This window comes from Gemmatimonadaceae bacterium (genome assembly GCA_020852815.1).
Lineage (GTDB): Bacteria > Gemmatimonadota > Gemmatimonadetes > Gemmatimonadales > Gemmatimonadaceae > SCN-70-22.
The window spans coordinates 260,706-283,608 of the sequence record JADZAN010000019.1 but is presented as its reverse complement, the minus strand read 5'-3'; the positions used below and the strand labels follow the sequence as shown (position 1 = coordinate 283,608).

16 protein-coding genes and 1 tRNA gene are annotated in these 22,903 nt (G+C 68.9%); 16 read left to right on the top strand and 1 reads right to left on the bottom strand.

The window, feature by feature from the left end; translation table 11 throughout:
• Positions 1 to 50 precede the first annotated feature (50 nt).
• From IT359_12075 to IT359_12030, 10 genes are all read left to right on the top strand, one after another.
• Positions 51 to 386, top strand: a complete 336-nt coding sequence (locus IT359_12075) for a hypothetical protein (protein MCC6929719.1) — start codon at positions 51 to 53, stop codon at positions 384 to 386.
• Between the two features lie 167 nt (positions 387 to 553).
• A tRNA-Pro gene (locus IT359_12070) sits at positions 554 to 627 on the top strand.
• Positions 628 to 1,104: 477 nt separating this feature from the next.
• Positions 1,105 to 1,350 (top strand): hypothetical protein, encoded by a 246-nt coding sequence (locus IT359_12065; protein MCC6929718.1) that lies wholly within the window; start codon positions 1,105 to 1,107, stop codon positions 1,348 to 1,350.
• 37 nt (positions 1,351 to 1,387) lie between these two features.
• The gene (locus tag IT359_12060) at positions 1,388 to 1,531 is read left to right on the top strand and encodes a hypothetical protein (protein MCC6929717.1); all 144 of its coding nucleotides are present in this window, start codon (positions 1,388 to 1,390) and stop codon (positions 1,529 to 1,531) included.
• On the top strand, positions 1,528 to 3,597 hold the full coding sequence (locus IT359_12055; protein ID MCC6929716.1) for a glycoside hydrolase family 97 protein: 2,070 nt from the start codon (positions 1,528 to 1,530) through the stop codon (positions 3,595 to 3,597). Before IT359_12060 ends, IT359_12055 begins: the two co-directional genes overlap by 4 nt.
• 300 nt (positions 3,598 to 3,897) lie before the next feature.
• The gene (locus IT359_12050; GenBank protein MCC6929715.1) at positions 3,898 to 7,665 is read left to right on the top strand and encodes a TonB-dependent receptor; all 3,768 of its coding nucleotides are present in this window, start codon (positions 3,898 to 3,900) and stop codon (positions 7,663 to 7,665) included.
• Between the two features lie 145 nt (positions 7,666 to 7,810).
• Positions 7,811 to 9,241, top strand: coding sequence for a hypothetical protein (locus IT359_12045; protein MCC6929714.1), 1,431 nt, complete (start codon positions 7,811 to 7,813; stop codon positions 9,239 to 9,241).
• 180 nt (positions 9,242 to 9,421) lie between these two features.
• Positions 9,422 to 11,389 carry a serine hydrolase gene (locus IT359_12040; protein ID MCC6929713.1) on the top strand — a complete coding sequence of 656 codons (1,968 nt, stop codon included), beginning with the start codon at positions 9,422 to 9,424 and terminating at the stop codon, positions 11,387 to 11,389.
• Between the two features lie 67 nt (positions 11,390 to 11,456).
• Positions 11,457 to 11,795, top strand: coding sequence for a LysR family transcriptional regulator (locus IT359_12035; protein ID MCC6929712.1), 339 nt, complete (start codon positions 11,457 to 11,459; stop codon positions 11,793 to 11,795).
• 99 nt (positions 11,796 to 11,894) lie between these two features.
• Entirely contained in the window at positions 11,895 to 12,926 is a 1,032-nt protein-coding gene (locus IT359_12030) for a VOC family protein (protein ID MCC6929711.1), read from the top strand.
• A gap of 42 nt (positions 12,927 to 12,968) precedes the next feature.
• Here the strand turns inward: IT359_12030 and IT359_12025 are convergent, their stop codons facing one another.
• Positions 12,969 to 15,086: a glycoside hydrolase family 3 protein gene (locus IT359_12025; GenBank protein MCC6929710.1), complete on the bottom strand. Its 2,118-nt coding sequence runs from the start codon at positions 15,084 to 15,086 to the stop codon at positions 12,969 to 12,971.
• A gap of 218 nt (positions 15,087 to 15,304) precedes the next feature.
• On the opposite strand from IT359_12025, the gene IT359_12020 reads away from it, so the two are divergent.
• The 6 genes from IT359_12020 to serA all read left to right on the top strand — a co-directional run bounded on the left by IT359_12020 (position 15,305) and on the right by serA (position 22,902).
• Positions 15,305 to 16,144, top strand: coding sequence for a hypothetical protein (locus IT359_12020; GenBank protein ID MCC6929709.1), 840 nt, complete (start codon positions 15,305 to 15,307; stop codon positions 16,142 to 16,144).
• Positions 16,145 to 16,243: 99 nt separating this feature from the next.
• A complete protein-coding gene (locus IT359_12015; GenBank protein ID MCC6929708.1) occupies positions 16,244 to 16,747 on the top strand; it encodes an HNH endonuclease in 504 nt (167 codons plus the stop codon).
• 339 nt (positions 16,748 to 17,086) lie between these two features.
• The gene (locus IT359_12010; protein MCC6929707.1) at positions 17,087 to 18,799 is read left to right on the top strand and encodes an L-lactate permease; all 1,713 of its coding nucleotides are present in this window, start codon (positions 17,087 to 17,089) and stop codon (positions 18,797 to 18,799) included.
• A gap of 61 nt (positions 18,800 to 18,860) precedes the next feature.
• On the top strand, positions 18,861 to 19,913 hold the full coding sequence (locus IT359_12005) for a proline racemase family protein (protein ID MCC6929706.1): 1,053 nt from the start codon (positions 18,861 to 18,863) through the stop codon (positions 19,911 to 19,913).
• A 47-nt stretch (positions 19,914 to 19,960) separates the two neighbouring features.
• Positions 19,961 to 21,565 carry a HAMP domain-containing histidine kinase gene (locus IT359_12000; GenBank protein ID MCC6929705.1) on the top strand — a complete coding sequence of 535 codons (1,605 nt, stop codon included), beginning with the start codon at positions 19,961 to 19,963 and terminating at the stop codon, positions 21,563 to 21,565.
• A 107-nt stretch (positions 21,566 to 21,672) separates the two neighbouring features.
• Positions 21,673 to 22,902, top strand: a complete 1,230-nt coding sequence (serA, locus tag IT359_11995) for a phosphoglycerate dehydrogenase (GenBank protein MCC6929704.1) — start codon at positions 21,673 to 21,675, stop codon at positions 22,900 to 22,902.
• The last annotated feature ends 1 nt before the right edge of the window (position 22,903 follow it).

The following is a 22,903-nucleotide window of genomic DNA, read 5'->3' as shown; positions in this document are numbered from 1 at the left end:
GCGCTGTCGTATGGTCAGTGTCCAACGTGAACTCCTGAAGGAGCTGCGACGTGTCACTCTCCAAGCTCGCCGTCTTCACCTTGCTGACGCTGTTCGTTGTCCTCCCCCTGGCCGGAGTCGTGGCGCTGGTCGGGCTGCCGATCATCGCGGTGCTGGGCGTGGTGGCGGTCCCGGTGGTGCTCCTCCTGCTCGCCGTGGGGCTCCCGCTCTTCATCCTCTTCGTGATCGCGATGGCGATCGTGGGGGTAGTCTTCGGTTTGCTGGGCGCGGTGGTGGGATTGGGGGTGGCAATCCTGAAGGTGGCGCTCATCATCGCCATCCCCGTCTGGTTCATCGCCTGGCTGGTCGAGAAGAAGCGCGAGCGCGACGCGAGCGCGAGCTTCTAGCCGTGTGGGATGCGCGAGCGCTGCCGCTGCGTGCTAGCGAATGCGCCCAGGCGGCGGCGCGCGGGGTGAATTGCCGGCCGAGGTTGCGGTTGAATGGTGGTGGAAGGGCGGTTAGGTTGGGGGACCTCTGCGGGCGCGCCGCTGTCGTGGTGTCGCGCTTTCGTAGACGGGACGTAGCGCAGTCCGGTAGCGCACCTGAATGGGGTTCAGGGGGTCGCGGGTTCAAATCCCGCCGTCCCGATTGCACGTAACTGAGGCGCCGACAACACCTTACGTGGGTGTGGCCGGCGTTTCTGCTTCTGGGGGCTGGCTGTGGTCAGTGGACGTACTCGGCGGCTGCGCTCATCGCCGGGCTAGCCCTGCACGAGGAATCCCGCCATTGGGCCGCTTCACCACATGGGGCGCGGGCGCCATTCTTCCCGATGTGCCAACGGGGCGCGCCTGACCGGACAAGCTTCGCCGAGCGTGCGGCGGACCTTCTTTACATCTATCGAGGTCTCGTACACCGCGCGCACATCTCATCGACTCGAGTCTACACGCGGCAGTTTGGCTCGCACGCTGGGCGATGTGGATGTCGGCGATTGTCAGAGCGGTATGAGCATGCTCCCAATGGCCGTCACCTGACGACGGTTGCTCGCACAGTGAATCCGGGAGTCCCCAGACGAACGATGGGAGCGCGCAATTGCAGACGCTGCAGTTCTGGTTTGCTGTCACCGGCATGCTCCTCGCCGCCATTGCGGTCGTGTGGTCGTTGGCGCGCATCGTTCGGCGAAGACAGGGGCCGTTCCTGACGGAATTCACCACGGTTGCCATGAGCACGGGTGTGATGCTGTGGGCCCTGAAGTTCCTCGAGCCACGCTCGTCGAGAGGTCCTGCGCTGGAGAACGTGAGCACGATCGGATTCGTGCTCTTCCTGCTCGCGGCCATCACGCTTGCGGTACGGCAGCGACGCGACGGAACGTAGGAAGGGCTCGATCACTACGCGGCCGGAGGAGGTACCATTGCGAGTGGTCCGCGCGCGCAACGTCGACGGCTTCGTCATGACGGATCAGGACAAGCGCGATGTGATCGCCTTTCTCCAGGCGCTTACCGACAGCACCATCCTGCGGGATCGCCGATTCGCTGATCCCTGGCGACGCCGATGAGCGGTGGCCGCGAGTTGCAGCCCGATCGCGGTGGGCGTCGTGCCCTCGCATCACTCGTCGCCATCACGTGCCTGCTGACAGGACCAGCGGTGCACGCGCAGGCTCCGATTCGCCTCGCCTCTCCCGACGGCCGCAACGTTGTCACGGTCGAACTCCAGGGCGGGCGCATCACCTACGCCGTTGCCCGCGACGCTCGCCAAGTGATCCTCCCCTCGCGACTTGGCTTCGCCTTTCGCGGTGCACCGGCGCTGGGCGGCAACCTGCGGCTCGTCGATTCGGCGCGCGCTTCGGTCGACACCACGTGGGCGCAGCCGTGGGGCGAGGTGATGCAGGTCCGCGATCACCATAACGAGTTGCGCGTGCGAGTCGCCGAGCGGCGCCCGCTCGCGCGAAGCTTCGTGGTTGCCTTCCGCGCCTTCGATGACGGCGTCGCCTTCCGCTATGAACTCCCCAAGCAACCCAACCTTGGCGCGTTCCGCATCGCCGACGAGCTGACCGAGTTCGCGATGGCCGACAACGCGAAGGCGTGGTGGATTCCGTCCAACCGCAAGGCGATGGACCGCTACGAGTTCCTGTATGCGTCGTCGCCGCTCAGCATGCTGGACTCGGTGCGCACGCCGCTCACGATGGAGATGCAGGGGGGCCCGGTGGTGGTGCTGCACGAGGCAGCGCTCGAGGACTACGCGGCGATGGACCTGGCGCGGGTAGGGGAGCGGACGCTTCGCCCCGCGCTGGCGCCGTGGAGCGACGGTGTGAAGGTGCGCGGGCGCACCCCGTTCGTGACGCCGTGGCGCACGGTGCAGCTGGCGGACACACCGGCGGCGCTCGTCCCGTCGGTGCTGGGGCTCAACCTCAATGCGCCGTCACGCATTGCCGACACGCGCTGGATCACCCCCATGACGTACAACGGGATCTGGTGGGGGATGCACGCCGGGAAGTACAGCTGGCATTCGGGGCCCACGCACGGCGCGACCACGGAGAACGCCAGGCGCTACATCGACTTTGCGGCGGCGAACCACCTGGGCGGGACGCTGGTGGAAGGGTGGAACGTGGGGTGGGATGGTGACTGGATCGGGAGCTTCGGGCGGCACTTCTCGTTTACCCGCGGCTATCCCGACTACGATTTGTCCGCAGTTGCCCGGTACGCGAAGTCCAAGGGCGTCTCGCTCATCGTGCATAACGAGACGGCGATGGGAATCGCCAACTACGAACGGCAGCTCGACTCGGCGTTTGCGCTATATCGCTCCCTCGGTATCCGCGCCATCAAGACGGGCTACGTGAACGACCGCACCGCCGAGGGGCATGCGCACACGGGGCAGTTCATGGTGCGACACCACCGCAAGGTGATCGAGACGGCGGCAAAGTACGGCATCACCGTCAACGCGCACGAGCCGATCATGGACACCGGCGAGCGGCGCACCTGGCCCAACATGCTCTCCCGCGAGGGGGGGCGCGGACAGGAGTACAACGCCGGGGGGCCCGACGGCGGCAACCCGCCGGAACACGAGACGATCCTCTTCTTCACGCGCCTCCTGGCGGGGCCGATGGACTACACGCCGGGTGTGTTCGACATCCTCCTTGCCGGCTCGTCAGGCACGGCGCGCACCCCGGACCAGCCGCGCGTGCGCACCACGCTGGCCAAGCAGCTGGCGGACTATGTCGTGCTCTACTCGCCGGTGCACATGGCCGCCGACATCATCGAGAGCTACGCCAATCAGCCGGCCTTCCAGTTCATTCGCGACCTGGCGACCGACTGGGAGGTGACGCGCGTCCTGGGCGGCGCGATCGGCGACTCGGTCGTGGTTGCGCGCAAGGCCCGGGGGCGCGACGAGTGGTTCGTGGGGGCAATCACCGACGAACACGCGCGCGTCGTCGACATCGAGCTCGACTTCCTCACCCCCGGGAAGGCGTACGTCGCCGAGTCGTATACCGACGGCCCGGGAGCACACTGGCTCACCAACCCGCTCCCGGTTGTGATCTCGTCGCGTGAGGTGGGGGCGGGGGACCGGTTGCACCTCGTCCTTGCCCCCGGCGGAGGCGCCGCCGTCCGCATTCGCCCGAGATAGCGAGGGTGTGAAGGGAGTGCAAACCTCGCACGCCCTCGTGCGACCGCCCGCGGCAGCTCGCGGCCGCGCGCGAGCTTTCCGCGGCGTCGAGCAGACCTGACTCCGGTTGGTTCCCCGATGCCAGTCCGGATCGTCACGGACGAGAATCCTTCCGACGCGCGTCGGAGTCTAACTGGCGTCGTGGGGGCATGGCCGTGCGCGTGTCCCCGAGGTGCGGCCGCGCAATGTCTGGAGGCGCTGGCGCGTAAGAGAGTGTCCCCGCCCTATCTGGAGCTCATGCCTCACCTGCGTCCATACCGCGTGTCCCCCCGAATCTCGCGCGCCGGGAGCCTCGTTGGCGCGTTCTGTCGCGTCGTGACGTTGGCGATCGTGCTGTGCTCCCTGCCGCTGCTGGCCGCTGCGGCGCAGACGGTCGACATCATCCGCGGGCGCGTGACCGGCCCCGATCGCGAGCCGCTGCCGGGCGTGCAGGTGACGGTGACGACGCTCTCGGGCGCCGTCAGTCGCAATGCGCTGACCGATCGCAACGGGCGTTTCATGGTGACCTTTCCGGGGGGCGATGGCGACTATTTCGTCGCCTTCCGTTCGATCGGCTTCGCCCCGCGCCGGTTCGAGATCAAGCGGGTGGCCGACGAGGACATCCTGGTGGCCGACGCGCAGCTCTCGCGCACCACGACGACGCTCGACGAGGTGCGCGTCACGGCGAACCGGAATCGCGTGACCCGCAACGACCAGGCGCAAGACGTGGCGGGAACCGAGCGCGTGGTGAATCCCAACAACCTGGATCCCACGCAGCAGGGCGATCTGGCGGCGATGGCAGCCAACACGCCGGGGGTGCTCTACGTCCCGGGACAGGATGGTGATCCGTCCGGCTTTTCCGTGTTGGGGCTCGGCGCCGACCAGAACAGCACCACGCTCAATGGCCTCAACTTCTCCGGCTCCGACCTGCCGCGCGACGCGATGGTGTCGGCGGCGCTCAACTCGTCGCCCTATGACGTGTCGCGCGGTGGCTTCAGCGGCGGGAACCTGAACCTGCGCACGCGCTCGGGGACCAACTTCATCCTGCGCACCAACTCGCTCAACCTGGATTCGCCCGCGCTGCAGTGGACGGACCCCGCGGCGAGCGCGCTGGGGCAGCAGTACTCCAACGCCTCGCTGGGCGGACTCGTTTCGGGGCCGCTCAAGTACAACGCCGCGTTCTACAACCTGGCCTACCAGCTGGGGCGTCGCTCGAACGACCTGCAGACGCTGCTGAACACCTCGCCCATCGGGCTCGAGGCGTCGGGGATCTCGCCCGACTCGGTCACGCGCCTCCTCTCGATTCTCTCGACGCAGTCGATTCCCTCCACGGCGGGGGGAATTCCCTCCAGCCGGCTGAGTGACCAGGGGGTGCTGTTCGGCGGCATCGACCTCTCGCCACCGTCGTCACGGGCCGGCTCGGCGTTCTCGTTCAGCAGCAACCTGTCGTGGAACCGCCTCGATCCGGTGAGCGGTCAGGTGACCGAGTTTCCCGCGCACTCGGGGACGCGCACCAGCTTCAACGGCGGCGTGCAGGCGCGGCATTCCACCTACTTCTCGTTCGGGGCGCTGAGCGAGACTGCGCTTGGCATCAACCGCACGCGCAATGTGTCGTCCCCCTTCCTGTCGGTGCCCAGCGGGAGCGTGCGCATCACGTCGGTGCTGGACGACGGGACGACCGCGGTGAAGTCGGTGCAGTTCGGGGGGAGCACTTTCCTCAACAACACGTCGACGACGACGGGAATCAACCTCTCCAACCAGATCTCCTGGTTCAGCAACGACAACAAGCATCGGGTGAAGCTCTCGACCGAATTGCGCCGCGACGACTTCGACGTCGACCAGAGCAACAACCTGCTGGGGTCATTCAGCTACAACTCGCTGGCCGACCTCGAGGCGGGGCGCGCCCTGTCGTTCTCGCGCCAGCTGGGACGGCGCATCCGGTCGGGCAACCAGGTCACGGCGGCGATGGCGTTAGGCGACTCGTACCGCGCCACGCCGCGCCTGCAGCTGCAGTACGGGGTGCGCGTGGACGGCAACGCCTTCGGGACGCGCCCGCGGGAGAACGACGCGGTCGAGGCGACGTTCGGCGTGCGCAACGACGAGGTCCCCAACGGGGTGTACGTCTCGCCGCGCATCGGCTTCTCGTGGAGCTATGGGCAGGCGGCGCAGGTGGGCGCCTTCGAGGGGGCGTTCCGCGGCCCGCGCGCCACGGTGCGCGGCGGCGTGGGGATCTTCCAGGGGACGCCCGGCGCGCAGCTCATCGGCTCGGCGCTCGACAACACCGGGCTTGCCAGCGGCGTGCAGCTGGTGAACTGCTCCGGACTCGCCGTTCCCAACGCGCAGTGGGCGCAGTACCTCGCCGGGCAGGGGGCCATTCCCGCCGAGTGCGCCGACGGGACGACGGGGACCGTCTTCGCGAGCTCGGCGCCGAACGTCTCGCTGTTCAGGGAGGACTTCCACGCGCCGCGCTCCGTGCGCAGCAACCTGCAGTGGAGCGGCCCGGTGCTTGGCAACCGCTTCAACGCGAACCTCGAGGGGACGTACTCGCTCAACCTCAACCAGCAGGGGTTCGTCGATCTCAACTTCCTCGCCACGCAGCGCTTCTCGTTAGGGGACGAGGCGGGGCGCCCGGTCTACGTCCTTCCCACCAGCATCGACCCGGCGACTGGTGCGATTGCCGCGCGTGACGCGCGCGTGTCGACGCTGTTCAACCGTGTGACCGAGCAGCGCTCCGACCTGCGTTCCGAATCGCGGCAACTGCGGGCGTCGTTCTCGCCGCTGTCGTACAACTCCCGCTACAACTGGTCGCTGTCGTATGTGTTCTCCAACGTGCGGGAGCGGGTGCGCGGCTTTGGCAACAACACGGCGGGCGACCCGCGCAGCGTCGAGTGGGCGCGTAGCAACTTCGACTCGCGCCACCAGGTGCAATACTCGCTGTACTGGAACGCGGCCGATCTCGTGCGCATCAGCTGGTTCGGCAACGTGCGGTCGGGGACGCCGTTCACCCCGCTGGTGGCGGGTGACATCAACGGCGACGGCTACTCGAACGACCGCGCCTTCATCTACGACCCGCGCACGGCCGCCGATGCAAACCTGGCGGCCTCGATGCAGACGCTGCTGTCCACCGCGTCGTCGCGCGTGCGCGATTGCCTGTCGGGGCAGCTCGGGCAGGTGGCCGGGCGCAACTCGTGCCAGGGACCCTGGACCCACTCGGCCAACTTTTCCATCGCATTCAACCCGATCAAGGTGCGCATGCCGCAGCGCGCCACGCTCTCGTTCAACGTCTCCAACCCGTTAGGCGCGGCCGACCTCCTCCTGCACTCGGATGACAACCTGCGGGGGTGGGGGCAGAACGCGTTCCCCGATGCCACGCTCCTCGCGGTGCGCGGCTTCGACCGGGCGTCGGGGCGCTACGTGTACGACGTCAACCGGCGCTTTGGCGCAACCAACCCGCAGTTCAGCGCCTTCCGCACCCCGGTCACCGTGACGGCGATGCTCCGCTTCGACATCGGTCCCACGCGCGAACGCCAGACGCTCACGCAGCAGCTCAACCTCGGGCGGCGGCAGGACGGGCAGAAGCTGAACGAGCAGATCATCAAGGCGATCTACGGGAGCGGCGGCTTTATCAACCCGCTGGCCAACATCCTGCGCCAGACCGACACGTTGCAGCTTACGGTGCCGCAGGCCGACTCGCTGGCCACGCTCAACCGCTGGTACCTCATCCGCGCCGATTCCATCTGGACGCCGATCAGCAAGCAACTGGCGTCGCTCCCCGACCACTACGACAGCGACAAGGCGTACGGGATGTACCGCCAGGGGCGCCGCGCCACCGTCGACCTGCTCCAGCGCGTGGCCCGGGACGTGCGCGGCTTGCTCAGCGCCGAGCAACGCCGCAAGCTCCCCACGCTCGTGGCCTCGTACCTCGATCCGCGCTATCTCGCGTCAATTCGGTCGGGGACGGCGGGCTCCGGCGGTGGCGCCGGCTTTGCCGGCGGCCCAATGCTGATGGGCGGCGGTGGTGGCGGCCAATCCATCCAGATCGTTCGCTGACCGCGCGTGCACAGTCATTGCTCCCTTGCACCTGGCGTATCGCCTAACGCCCCGCCGACGTCGCCCCGCGACGTCGGCACTCCCGTCTCCCGTCTCCCGTCTCCCGTCTCCCGTCTCCCGTACCCCGTCTCCCGTCCCGCTCCCCATGCCTCGCGTCCTTACCGCCCTCTGCCTCCTCTCCCCGGGCCTGGCCTTCGCGCAGGCGCCGGCGAAGCCCCCCGCGCCGCGCGCACTCGGTGCCATCGAGGCCAAGTCCGCGGAACTGCTCGGCGCGGTGTCGACCGCCCGCGCGCTCTCCGATGGGCGCGTCCTCATCAATGACGCCATCGGGCGCCGCGTCCTCCTGTTCGACAAGACGCTTGCCACCTACACCGTCGTTGCCGACACCACGGCGGCCACCGGAAATGCGTACTCGGGACGCTTTGGCGGGTTGTTGACTTACAAGGGCGACACGTCGCTCTTCGTCGACCCGCAGGCCATGTCGATGCTCGTCATCGACCCGTCGGGCAAGATCGGACGGGTGATGAGCGTGCCGCGCCCTAACGACGCGCAAGCGCTCGTCGCCGGCCAGAACGGGATTCCCGGCTTCGACGCGCAGGGGCGGCTCGTCTATCGCGCGCCGTTCCAGTTGCGCTTTGGCCCCGGCGGCCCGGGAGGCCCCGGAGCGGCGGCAGGACGGGGAGGACAGGGCGGGCAGGGGGGAACGCCCGGGCAGGGGGCCCCCGCGTTCCGCATGCCCGACATCCCCGACTCGGCGGCGATCGTTCGCGTCGAACTCGCCACGCGCAAGCTCGACACCGTGGCCTTCATCAAGACGCAGAAGATCAGGATGAAGCAGGGGACCGACACGTCGGGGCGGATGATGATGACGCCGATCATCGATCCGCTCCCCAAGGTCGATGACTGGGCCGTTCTCTCGAATGGTGCCGTGGCCATCGTGCGCGGGATGGACTACCACGTCGACTGGATCAAGGGCGACGACGCGCGGGCATCGTCGGAACGCCTTCCGTTCGACTGGCGCCACCTCAACGACTCGGCCAAGGCCGCCTTCCTCGATTCCACCCGCGTGGCCATGGAGAAGGTGCGTGCCAATTTCATGGCGCAGATGAAGGAGAACCCCGGGCGCATGCCGCAGATCCCGGGGATGGACGGGGCGATGGGGGGCGGGGCGCCGGTGATGGTGATGCGCTTCGAAGGGGGGCCGCCGGGGGGGCCGCCGCGCCAGAGCGACAACGCGCGGGCGCGCGACGAGACGGGGGGACCGCCCCGCAACTTCACGCTCCCGCCGCTCACCTTCGTCGAGCCTAACGAGCTGCCCGACTACGCCCCGCCATTCACCACCGGCGCCGCGCGCGCCGACCAGGACGGCAACTTGTGGGTGCGCACGTCGATCGTCGTGAACGGCGGCCCGATCTACGACGTCATCGACGCCAACGGGACGCTGGTGGAGCGCGTGGCCGTTCCCGCGGGGCGTGTCATTGCCGGTTTCGGCAAGGGGGGCGTGGTGTACATGGGGGTGCGCGATGGGGCGGGGGTGCGTCTGGAGCAGGCGCGCCGCACGATCGCGACGCCGTAGGAGCGCCGGGAACGTTCGCACAGGCGACGAAGTCGGCGGCGGGGGCCCCGGGGCTCCCCGCCGCCGAGTCGTTTTCGGGAGCTCGCGGTGGGCTGGGATGTTGCGGTGGGCAGGGGTGGCGGTGCAAGTTCTGGCCACGGGAAGTTTGTATACAATTCTGTCCACCACAGGGGACCTCTCGTGCGCCTCTCCCGACTCGCTGCCTGCGCCCTCGCCGCCGTCTCGCCTCTCAGTCTGGCTGCTGCGCAGGCAAAGGGGCCGGCCTCGCAACTCCCCACCGCTTCACCCGCCGCGCCAACCCCCGCGTTGGCCGGGGCACCCGCGGTGCGCGGCCCACGCGATCCCGCCGAGGTGGAGACATTCATCGATGGCCTGCTCACCGTGTGGATGCGAGAGAAGCACATCGCCGGCGTGACGGTCTCGGTGGTGCGCGACGGCAAGATCCTCTTTGCCAAGGGGTACGGCTACGCCGATGTTGCCAAGCGCACCCCCGTCGACGCCGAGCGCACGCTCTTTCGCATCGGGTCCGTCTCGAAGCTCTTCACCTGGACGGGGGTGATGCAGCTGCACGAGCAGGGGAAGCTGGACCTGAAGAAGGACGTCAACGCGTATCTCGACTTCCAGATTCCGGCAACCTATCCGCAGCCGATCACCCTCACCGATATCCTCACGCACACGCCGGGGCTGGAGGAAGATCCCCGCGACCTCTTCACCGAGGACTCGGCGCACATCACGCCGATGTCCAAGTGGCTCCCCGCGCACATGCCGGCGCGCGTGCGTCCGCCGGCGACCTTCGCGTCGTACTCCAACTGGGCAACGGGCGTGGCCGGCTACATCCTGGAACGGCAGGGTGGCGAGAAGACGTGGGACGACTACATCGAGAACCGCATCCTGAAGCCGCTGGGGATGACGCAGACCAGCACGCGGCAGCCGCTCCCGGCGTCGCTGCGAGGCGACATGTCGATTGGCTACGAGTACAAGAACGGCGAGTACGTCCCGCACAAGTTCGAGATCGTGACCGGCGCTGCACCGGCCGGGTCGATCAGCGCCTCGGCGACCGACATGGCGAAGTTCATGATCGCGCACCTCAACAAGGGGGCGTTAGGCGACGCGCGCATCCTTGGCGAGGGCGAGACGGAACTGATGCACACGCGCGTCCATGGCCACGACCCGCGCATCCCGGGCTTCGCGCACGGGTTCTACGAGCAGTCATCGCACGGGCTGCGCATGATCGGGCATGGCGGCGACACGCAGTGGTTCCACTCGGACCTGTCGCTCATCCCGAGCGAGAACGTGGGCGTCTTCATGTCCACGAACACCAACACCGGGAGCGAGATCTCCTTCCTCCCGTTCCTCAACGCCTTCCTCGATCACTACTATCCGCACGAGCTGCCGGCGCTGACGCCCAAGGCGGCCGATGCGCCGCAGCTGCAACGCTTCGCCGGCGAGTACGTCTTCAACCGGATGAACTTCACCACCTTCGTGAAGGTGGCGGCGCTGGCCGGTTCCGTCCCCGTGACGCCGATGCCCGACGGGACGCTGATGGTCAAGACGCCGTTCGGGGTGATGCGGATGGCGCAGGTGGACTCGCTCCTCTTCCGCGACCTCAACAGCGAGACGCGCATCGCCTTCCGCGCCGAGCCGTCGGGGAAGATCACGCACGCCTTCTATGACGCGGCGCCGATGATGGTGCTGGACAAGTACGAAGGAATGTCGCAGCCCAAGGTACACCTGTTCATCCTGGGAGGCGGGCTGGTGATGTTCCTCGCGATCATCATCACGGCGCTGGTGCGCTTCTTCATCCGCAACACGCCGGGGAGGCCGCGACTCGAGCCGTCCATCGTCAACGGCCGTCGGGCGCTGGTGTTCGCCGGGCTTCTCCTCGCCGTCTTCATGGCGATCCTCGCCAAGCTCGTTTCGGATCCCGAGCAACTCCTCGGCGGGTCGCCGAAGGGTTTGATGGTTGGTCTCGCCTTCCCGGTCCTTGCGCTGGTGCTGGTGCTCTGGGGGGCGTGGCTCATGATCCAGCAGTGGCGCAACGGCGACGGGACGATCTGGATGCGCCTGCGGCACAGCGGGGCGGTGGCCATCGCGCTGCTTTTCTTCTGGTCACTCAATACGTGGAACCTGCTGGGGTGGCGGATGTAGCGACCCCGCGGGTCGGTGCGCACGACAACATCGAATAGCGTCGGGAACGCGACGCACGGGGGGTGAGATGGCACGACTCACGGTTCGCATCGACTTCCGCGAGGGGGCGCGGTTGGGGCCGGGCAAGATCGCGCTGCTGGAGGCGGTGGCGCTGCACGGGAGCATCACCGCGGCCGCCAAGTCGCTGGGGATGTCGTACCGGCGCGCGTGGCTCCTGATCGAGGAGGTGAATGCGATGTTCGAACCGGCGGTGGTGGAGACCGCGCACGGCGGGGCCAAGGGAGGGGGAGCGATGCTGACCTCCTTTGGCCGCGACGTGGTGGCGCGCTACCGGCGGATCGAGGAGGCGCTCGACCGCGCCGCCTCCCGCGAGCTGCAGTTTCTCGAGGGGAAGCTGAGCGCCTAGCGGTCCCGAGCGTCGTGGCTGCCATGGCCGGTCGCGCCGCTGGACAACCCTTGTCGTCGCCAACTGCGCGGTCATCACTCGTTCTCCCGGAGATCCCCCATGGACGAGACCCCGAACGATCGCACCGGCACCACGTCAGGCACCACGTCAGGCACCACGTCAGGCACGACGTCAGGCACGACGTCAGGCACGACGTCAGGCACGCCCCCAGGCACCGCGAGCGCCGCGCGGCCGGGGCTCGACCCGGGCTACGGGGTGGCACCGCCCGGGTTCCGCCTGCCCGACGCCACCCGGCTGGGCGCGGTGCGGCTGCAGGTGAGCGACCTCGATCGCGCCCTTGCATTCTACACGTCTGTGATAGGCTTTCGCGTGTTAGGGCGCGAGGGGGACACGGCGGCGCTGGCGCCGCTGGATGACGATCGCGTACTGGTGGAGCTGTCGGCGCGCGCTGGAACGCGCGCTGCGGGACGGCACGGGTTGCTGGGGATCTACCATTTCGCGATCCTGCTCCCCGATCGCGCCGCGCTGGGGCGATTCGTGCGCCACCTGGCCGACATGCGCGTCCCGGCCGGTGCGGGAGACCACCTGGTGAGCGAGGCGTTCTACCTCTCCGATCCGGACGGCATCGGGATCGAGGTGTACGCCGATCGCCCGCGCGACAGCTGGCGCCGCAACGGGCACGAGTTGCGGCTGGCGACCGATCCCGTCGACGTCGACGGATTGCTCCTGGCCGCTGGCGACGAACGGTGGCGCGGGATCCCCGCCGGCACGGTGATCGGGCACGTGCACCTTCACGTGGGCGACCTGACCATCGCTCGCGCCTTCTACTCCGACGCGTTAGGGTTCGACGTGATGGCGTGGAGCTACCCGGGGGCGCTCTTTCTCGGGGCGGGCGGCTACCATCATCACCTGGGGACAAACACGTGGGCCGGGGCGGGGGCGCGAGCGCCCGCGGACGACGACGCACAGCTCCTGCACTGGACCATCGAACTCCCCACCGCTGCCGACGTCGCCGCGGCGCAGGCGAGCCTGGTGCGTGGCGGCGTCACGGCGATCGACGTTGCGCCCGGGGTGGTGCAGCTACGCGATCCGTGGGGGACGGCGTTGCGGCTGAGGGCGGCGGCGCGCTGAGGAAAGGACCCGGCAACGCGCCACCGACTCCGCTCGTCGTAGCTAGCGCACGATTCCCGCGCCAAACGAGTACAGCGGTCGTTTCAGGTCGTGCGGCGTGTCGCCGCGTTGCGCCTCCACGCTCGCCATGGACGACGGCAAGGCAAAGGGGAGCTTCCCCTGAGCCCGCGCCTTGCCGGCCACCACATCGAGCAGCGCCGCATCGCTCACACCGAAGTTGCCAATCAGCACACGTGCCCGCTCCTTGAGCGGGGTCAGGATCGCCGGGCGGTCGAGGTACACGGTGACGATGGTGGGGACAACAGCGCTCACCGCCTTGAAGCGCCCGTAGTCGGCGTCTCCGTCCCTGAAGCCGAGATTGCCTTCGTGCTGCATGGCGCCAAAGACCCACCCCGGGTGCAACGTCTCGAACGGGGCGTCGAGGCGCATGATGGCCACGTCGGCCTGTGCCGGATCGCTGACCACACGCCACCCGTAGCTGGCGGCGAGCATGGGGTCGACGTTGTGCAAGTACACGCGCCGGACCGTGCGCCCTAACGGGAGGAGCGCTCCCTTGTTCTCCAGCACCACGAGCGCCTTGCGCTGCGCGTCGAGGCCGGCGCCGCGAAAGGCGTTGCTCCCCACCACGCGCCGTGCGCGTTCGACGTCGACGTACGGATTCTCGAAGAGGCCGAGCTGGAACTTCTGCACCATGAGACGCACGACCGAGGCGTCGAGCTGCGCCTCGGTGAGCTTGCCGCTACGCACTGCTTCCACCAGTTGGGGCGCCTCCTCGGTCCCCCCAAACTGGTCGATGCCGGCGCGCACGGCCTTGACGAAGCGGTCGACCTTGGGAAGGTCCTCCACGCCCCACGGCATCCCCACATCGCTCCACGACGGACGCTCGCCGGCGGGGGCGCCGTTGCGACACCGCTCGGTGCAATCGCTGGTAATCGCCCAGTCGGAGAGAACGATCCCCCGGTAGCCGTGCGTCCGGCGCAACAGGTCGTTGACGAGCTGCTTGCTGAAGCCGGCGCCGACCGCTTCCACCCTCTGCCCGTTGATCGTGGCGCCTTCGAGGATGGAGTACGTGGGCATGACGCCGGCCACTCCCGCGGCGAAGGCGCCGAGGAACGGCCGGACATGGACGGCGAGCGCGGCGCCGTCGATGTCGGCGTAGCGCCCAAAAACGTTGTGCGAGTCGTAGCCAAGCCGTGCGGCGCCATAGCCGACCCAATGCTTCACCACCGCGGCCACGCCACTGGAATCGACGCCGCGCGCGCCGTGCTGGAAGCCTTCGACATAGGCCCTCGTCAGGCGAAGCGCGAGGTCGGGATCTTCACCAAACGTTCCGTTGATGCGGCTCCAACGCGGCTCGGTGGCAAGGTCGGCCTGCGGCGAGAGCGTCATGTGGATCCCCACCGCGCGATACTCCTGCCGCGCGATGTCGGCGAAACGCTTCGTGATCGCGGGGTCGCGCAGTGCGGCCAGGCCTAACGGTTCCGGCCACTGCGAAAACTGCCCCGTCTGCACACTGGCGCCCACGACGTACTGGAAGTGATGGCGCGGGTCGGTGCTGATCGTGACCGGGATGCCGAGCCGGCTCCCCTCCGCCAGTTCCTGCACCGCGTTGGTCTGCCGCGCCAGGTCGGCGGGAGCGCCGCCCAGTCGCATGATCACGTGCGTGATTCCCACATCGCGAATCACGGCGCGCATGGCGTCGAGGTCGACCTCGGTCCCCACGCCGACCGCGCCCATGGGGCCAACGCTTCGCAGGTTGCCATGCATCATCGCCCCGGCCTTGTCGCCGAGCGACATGCGTGCGACGAGATCGCGGGCGCGGGCCGCGGCGGTGAGGCGCCAGTCCTCGTACCGGTCCACTTCACCGTTGCGGTCGAGGTCCTTGAAGCGCAGTCCGTCACGTTCGAGGATCGGGACGCCGCGGGCGCCGAGGAAGGGTTGCACCTGACGCGCGACGACGCGGCGATCGGTGAGATGGGGCTGCGCCGCGAAGGTGGGGCCGTTTGGACGCTGCGCGACGAGGGGAGAGGCGATTGCCGACGCCAGTGCCAGCGCCGTCGTGAGGGCGAGCGCGAGGATGACGCGGGCGGGCGACGCCCCGGACAACGTGGCGATGCGGGGCGTCAGGTGCGCGATTGGAGCATCGGAAGTGGGTGGCATGCGACGAGTGTGCCTATCGAGAAGCGTGACCGGGCAGGTGCGGTCAGTCTCAGGGGAAGCTCCCCTTTCGTGTCTGTGACGCACGCAGCAGTTTCACGAGAGTTCCACACGCCACCGGGTGTACCACGCGGTTCCTCGGTGACTCAGGATTCAAACCTAGCCGTGTCGTGCCGCGTATGCGTTTCGTGCGCTGCGAAGATTGTGGCGCCAAGGCGCTGATGGCAGCATCCCAGTGCCCGCGCTGCACCCATCCGCTCAACCTCCGCGACTCGCGGGGAGAGCCGGTGCCGCTCGCGCATTGCCGCTCGTGCGACACGTACTATCCGCGTTCGCGCGGCGGCTGCAAGTGGTGCGGAACCACGGCGCCGCCGGTCGTGAATGTCTCGCTCGCGGCCATCGGTGGCGTGGTCGCCGTGGTCGCGCTCCTCGGAATCGGAACCTGGCAATTCTTCGCTCGGCGCGGGGGGAGCGAGAGCCGGGGTGGGGAGGCGGTGGTCGCGGCGAAGGCGCCCGCCAGTGTGGCGCCGGAACAGCCCGGGGCGGTCGCTCCACCGGCGGTGGGAACGCCGTTAGCCGCGACCGACAGCACGCGCCCGGATTCCCTGCTCCAGACTGCGGTTTCGACCGCGCCGACCGCGCAGCCGGCGCTCCACGAACCGGCACCGCTTCCCCCGGTGACTGCGCCCCCTGGCCAGGCGACGCCGGCCCCCTCGTCGCAAGCCGCGGCGGCCGCCATGCGCCCTGGGGGCGCCGCGGCGCCACCCTCTGCGTCAGCGACCCAGCCCGCGACCTCGGCGCCCCCGGTCCCGCCGCAGGCGATTCCGACCGGGCCGAGTGCGGCCGATCGCTACGCCGGCCCTTGGTCGCGAGCCGTAGCCCTGGAGTGGGTGAACGTTCGCGGGACTCCCGCGCGCGAGGCGGCAGTGGTGGGGGTGGTGACGCCGAACACGCGCGTCCTGCTGGGCGACGTGAAGGCGGGGTGGCGTCGCGTGCGGGCAGTGGGGTTCGAGGGGTGGGCCGACGCACGGTACTTCGCCGCCGATTCGGTACGCCGCTGACCGTCGTGACGGCCCGGCCCGCTGACGCCCGGCACTCCCGATCGTCCAATACGTGATGACTGCCGCGAATGCGGTAAGTCAGGTATCATTCACGTGCACATGACAAATCCAGCAAAGCGCCGGAGCCGCCGACCGCGGCGTGGCAGACCGGACGCGCACATTCCACAGCACTCCTCCGTTTCGACCAGCCGGGAAGCGTACGCCGAGACCCGCCGCTGGCTCCTGGCGCAGCACGGACCCACCTGCGCCTATTGCGGAGTCGAGTCGAACCCGCGGAACATCACGCTCGATCACGTCACGCCTCGAAAGGGGCAGACGGCGTACGATCGGCGCGACAACCTGGTCCTGGCCTGCAAGCGCTGCAACAGCGCCAAGGCCGACAAGCCCTTCCTGATGTACCTCCTCGCGCAGCGCGTGCGCGCCATCAACCTGGCGCGGTACGGGCAGCACCTGAGCGACGGGATTCTCGACATCGTGCGGCCGCTGGCGGGCGACATTGCCCCGCTCCCGCCGCGATTGGAGATGCGTCCGCGCGTGGTATACGGGGGTGAAGTCGAGGACGAATCTCCCTACTCCGAGTCGCCGTATCGCGTGAGCGCGTGAGCGCGTGAGCGCGTGAGCGCACGCAGCTGACATCGTTCGACCGGCGCGCAGCGCGCCATCAGAATCAGGCCCCCGCCGGCGTTGTCCGCGGGGGCCTCGTCTTTTTCCGCGACAGGCGACAAGTTCGCCGCCGCACGGGGGGGCGGGTTCCTGGAGCGGGGCCGGGGCGGGTGGGGGTGGTTTGGGCGGACGTGCGCGCGAACATGCGTGGGCGTGCGCGCGGGCGAGCCCCCCGGCGCAGCCGGATCTCGCGTCTCCCACCAGCCTTGGCTGGGGCAAGCTTTCCCGTCTCCCCCCAGCCTTCGCTGGGGCACGCTTTTCCGTCTCCCGTCCGCCCCCATGTGGCCCCAAACGTACGACCCGCTCCACTCTCCGGTCCTCTCGACCCTCGTCGCCGCGGTACCGCTGGTGGTCCTGCTCGGGCTGTTGGCGCGGCACGAGGTGCGGGCGCACTGGGCGGCGGTGGCGGGGCTGACGTCGGCGGTGCTGGTGGCGATCGTGGCGCTGGGGATGCCGGCGCCAATGGCGCTGGCCACGGCGGCGTACGGGGCGTTGTACGGGCTGTTCCCGATCGGGTGGATCGTGGTGAACGTGATCTTCCTGTATCGCCTGACGAGTGAGTCGGGGTACTTCGCGGCGCTGCAGGGGAGCATCACGCGCGTCACCGACGACCGTCGGCTGCAACTGGTGCTGATCGCCTTCTCGTTCGGCGCCTTCTTCGAGGGGGCGGCGGGGTTCGGGACCCCCGTGGCCGTGACGGGAGCGCTCCTCATCGGGTTGGGGTTCACGCCGCTGCAGGCGAGCGGGCTGTCGCTCATCGCCAACACCGCGCCCGTGGCCTATGGCGCGCTGGGGACGCCGATCATCGCCCTGCAGGGCGTCACTGGGCTCGACCTGTTGCAACTGAGCGCGATGGTGGGGCGGCAGCTCCCCGTCTTCTCGATCATCGTCCCCTTCTGGCTCATGATGGCCTATGTGGGGTTCGGTGCCACCATGGCGGTATGGCCGGCGCTGCTGGTGGCGGGGGTGGCATTCGCCGTTCCGCAGTGGGCGATCTCGAACCTGCACGGGCCGTGGTTGGTGGACGTGGGGGCGAGCGTGTGCTCGATGGGGGCGCTGGTGGCGTTCCTGAAGGTGTGGAAGCCGAAGACGCGCTGGACGGGAGACGGGGAAGCTGGCCCCAGCGAAGGCTCGGGGGAGACGGGAGTGCCGGCTGCGCCGGCGGAGGAGCCGCCGTCCGACCGCGGCCCCGGGTTGCCTAACGGCGCGCAGCGGGCGAGTCCCGTCATTTCGCCGGTGCGGGCGTGGGTGCCGTGGATCGTGCTCTCGGTGCTGGTCTTCCTGTGGGGATTGCCGCAGGTGAAGGGGTTCCTGAACGGCCTCTCGGCGCCGGCCTTCCCGGTGCCGGGGTTGCACCTGCTGGTGCAGCGGATGCCACCCGTGGTGGCGCAGCCGACGGCAGAAGGGGCGGTGTTCACGCTCAACTGGCTGTCGGCCACGGGGAGTGCGATTTGCCTGGCGGCGATGATCGGCGGGCTCCTCATGGGGTACCGCCCCGCGGCGCTGGCGCGCGAGTACGTGGCGACGCTCAAGGTCACGCGGACGTCGCTGCTCACCATCGCCGCGATGCTCTCGTTAGGGTACGTGTCGCGCTATGCGGGAATGGATGCCATCCTGGGGCTCGCCTTCGCGCAGACGGGGGTGCTCTACCCGTTCTTCGGCGCGCTGCTGGGATGGCTGGGGGTCGCGCTCACCGGCTCCGACACCTCGTCGAACGTCCTGTTCGGCTCCCTGCAGACACTCACCGCGCAACAGGTCGGCGTGAGCCCGACGCTGATGGCGGCCGCGAACTCGACGGGCGGCGTGATGGGGAAGATGATCGACGCCCAGAGCATCGTCGTGGCCAGCACTGCCACGCGCTGGTACGGGCAGGAAGGGCGCATTCTCCGCTTTGTCTTCTGGCACTCGCTGGCCCTGGCCGCTCTCGTGGGGCTGCTGGTTCTCCTCCAGGCATACGTCCCGCCATTCACCCGCATGGTGGTCGCGCCCTGACGCCAGGCGTTCCTCGTCCCCAGCCGTCGCTGGGATAGTCTTCCCGTCTCATAGGATTGCCGTGAGAGTCTCCAACCTCATTCACGCCGTCGACGCCCACGCGGGCGGCGAGCACGGACGCGTCATCGTCGGGGGGGTGCCGAACGTCCCCGGCCAGACCATGTTCGACAAGATGGTCTGGCTGCGCACGCACGGCGACGCGTTGCGCCTGCGCATGCTGCGCGAGCCGCGCGGCTACCCGGCCGCCAACTGCAACCTCATCCTCCCCTCCAACCATCCCGAGGCGGACGCCGGCTTCGTGATCATGGAGCACGTGGAGTATCCGGGGATGTCGGGGACGAACACGATGTGCACCGTGACGGTCCTGCTCGAGACGGGGATGCTCCCGATGCACGAGCCGGTGACCGAGCTGACGCTGGAGACGCCGGCCGGGGTGATCCGCGTCCGCGCCGACTGCGCCAACGGGAAGGTCACGCGCGTCACGTTCCGCAACGTCCCCGCCTTTGCCACGCACCTCGACGCTCCGGTCGAGGTGCCGACGTTAGGCACGGTGCGCGTGGACGTGGCCTACGGCGGGATGTTCTATGTCATTGCCGACGCCACGCAGTTCGGGCTCCGCCTCACCCCCGACGAAGGGGGCGACATCGTCCGCATCGGCGAGATGATCAAGGCCGCGACGCGCGAACAGCTCCCGGTGGTGCATCCCGACCAGCCGGACTTCGACGGAGTCACCATCGCCCAGCTCTCCGGGCCGCCCCTCAAGGACTCTGCGGACTGGCAGAACGCGGTCGTCGTGTCCACGGGGCAGCTCGACTGGGATCGTCCCTCCACCTGGACCGGGGCGCTCGACCGCTCGCCGTGCGGGACGGGGACCTCGGCCAAGATGGCGACGCTTCACGCGCGGGGGCGCCTTGGGCTGCATCAGGACTTCCGGCACAGCGGTGTCCTGGGAACGGTCTTCACCGGTCGGCTCGTCGAGGAGGTCACCGTCGGTCCCTACCGGGCGGTAGTACCGACGATCGCCGGACAGGCGTGGATTACGGGGATGGCGACGTACGTCCTGGACCCGACCGACCCGTTCCCCGAGGGGTTCACCGTCGGCGACATCTGGTAGAAGCGACAGGTGGGAGGGGCGACGGCCGACACTTACGGTTGTCGAGCATGAATGCCGCCGTTCTCCTCTCCGCTTGTGTCGCCATCCTGCAGCTCGCGATGGCGGTCCTGTTCATCGCCGTGGCGCGCGCGCCGGGGTGGCGGCAGGCGCGCACCTTTGCCCTGATCGCCACCAGCGCGGCGGCCTACAGCGCGGGGAACATCGGTGCCAGCTGGCACCCGATGGCCGACCCGATTCGCCGAGTGCTGGCCACCGTCAGTTATGTCGCCGCGGGGATCTTCGCGGCGGGTTGGCTGGTGTTTGCATTTGGCGGGAGCGACGGGCGCGTGCGCGAGATGCCGCGCTGGGCGCGCGCGCTGGCGCTGGCGTCGCTGGGTGGCGCCGCGATCTCGATCACCACGTTGCAGCTGTCGAGCGACACGTGGGTCGATATCACGGTGGACTGGGCCACGCTGCACTACCGCTTCCCGGCCCCCAACCCCCTCGGCTCGGCGATCACGTATGTCTACCTGTTCGTCGTCGTTTGTGTCTGCATGGACCTCTGGCGGCCGCGCCCAGCCGGGGAGCGCACGTGGGAGTACCGCGTGGGTTTCTCGATCTTCTTCCTCGCGACCGCGGTCGAGGTCCTCATCACCAACGGCGTCCTCCGCTTCTTCTTCGTGGCAGACGTCGGCTTCCTGGCCGTGGTGATCCCGATGGCGGCGGCGACGGTTCGCCGCTTCATCGCCGACGCGCGGCGGCTCTCGTCGCTCTCCACGCAACTCACGATGGAGGTCGAGCTCCGCACGCAGGAGCGCGACGAAGCCCACCATGCCTGGATCGAGGCGGAGCGGCAGGCCTCGCTTGGGCGACTGGCGGCCGGCGTCGGGCACGAGATCAACAACCCGCTCGCCTACCTGCGCCTCAACCTCGAGCTGATGGGCGAGTGGGGGCGCGACCATGCCGCCCCCACAGAGCTGTTGGAATCGGTGGAAAGTGCGCTCGACGGTGCCGACCGTATTCGACGTGTCGTCGACGCGCTGCGAGCCTCGACGAGGCCGGGGGCAGGGGTCTTCTCACCCGTATCGCTGGAAGAGGTGACGCAATCGGCGTTGCGCGTTGCAGCGCACCAACTGCGCGGCGTCGCGATCGATGTCGATCTGTCGGACGCACCGACAGTGCTGGGTGACGAACCCCGCCTGGTGCAGGCGATGGTGAACCTGCTCCTGAATGCGTCGCAGTCGGTGCGCCAGCGCTGGACCAACGCCGACGAATCGCAGGCGGCTCCGCGCATCCGGGTGCAAGTGGCGACCGATCGCGAGGGGCGCGCCGCGCTCACGGTGGCCGACAACGGGGCAGGCATCTCGCGCGAGGAGCTGCGCCGGTTGATGCAGCCGTACTTCTCGACGCGTGGCGGGGCGGAAGGAATCGGGTTCGGGCTCTTCCTGGCGCGCGGCGTCTTCGAGCAGCACGGTGGCGTGGTCGACGTCGAGAGCAACCCGGGAACGGGGACGCAGGTGCGGGTGCGCCTCCCTTCGGCGCTCGAACGGCAGGCGTCGGCGCTGCAGCCGCTGCAGCCGCTGGCGGCGAGCGTTGGCGGGGGGCGACACACCATCGAGGCGGCGGGTGACGCCGGCGAGACAGCCGCACGAGGGGCGAGCGTCGCGCATTAACTTGCCACGGGCGGCGGGGGACTCCCCACCGCTCGCCAACGGCGCGGCGCACGCATTCCAGTCGTGACGTGCGACCGCCGGCATCCACGAGCGCCGATTGTCACCGCATGACCACCCCGACGTCGTTTCCGCGCGAACGCATCCGCATCACGCTCCTCGAGAACATTCATCCGGCGGCGCGCGAGACGCTGGTCGACGCGGGGTACAGCGTCGAGTTCATTCCCCGGGCGCTCGACGACGACGAGCTCAATGAGGTGGTGGCTGCCTCACACCTGCTCGGCGTTCGCTCGCGCACCAAGGTTCGCGCGGCGCAGCTGGAGCACGCGGGGCGGCTGCTCGCCATTGGATGCTTCTCGGTGGGGACCGACCAGGTAGCGATCCATGACGCGGCGCTCAAGGGCGTCCCCGTCTTCAACGCCCCGCACGCGTCGACGCGCAGCGTGGCCGAGCTGGCGATGGGGAACATCATCGCCCTGGCCCGGCGCATCGGCGACAAGAACTCGAAGCTGCATCGCGGAGAGTGGGACAAGAGCCTGGCGGGGGCGCACGAGGTGCGCGGCCGCTCGTTAGGGATCGTGGGCTATGGCCACATCGGCCAGCAGGTGGGGATCCTGGCCGAGGCGTTCGGGATGCGCGTCCTGTTCCACGACATCCAGAAGAAGCTCCCGTTAGGCCTGGCGCGCCCCGTGTCGTCGCTCGAGGCGCTGCTGGAGCAGGCGGACTTCCTCTCGCTGCACGTCCCCGACACGCCGCGTACGCGCGGGATGATCGGGGCGGCGGAGATGCACCGCCTGCGCAAGGGGAGCTACGTCATCAACCTCGCGCGCGGCGGGGTGGTCGACGTCGCCGCGCTGCGCGATGCGCTGCACAGCGGGCAGCTCGCGGGGGCGGCGCTCGACGTCTTTCCCTCCGAACCGGCGCCCACCAACACCACCTTCGACGTCGGCTTCCGCGACGCGCCTAACGTCATCCTCACGCCGCACGTGGGCGGCAACACCGAGGAGGCGCAGCGCGACATCGGGATCGAGGTGGCGCACTCCTTCATTGGATTCCTCGAGCGCGGCTCGACCGAGGGGGCGGTCAACTTCCCGCACGTGAACCTCCCCCCCATCCCCGAGACGCATCGCATCCTCAACATCCATCGCAACGCTCCCGGCGCCCTGGCCGAGGTGAACCGCATCGTCTCGGAGGTCGGGGCGAACATCGAGGCGCAACAACTCGCCACGTCGCGCGAGATCGGCTACCTGGTGATGGACGTGAACCGCGAACTGTCGGATGAGGTGCACGCGCGCATCGCGCAGCTTCCCATGAGCGTTCGCACGCGCATCCTGTACTGAC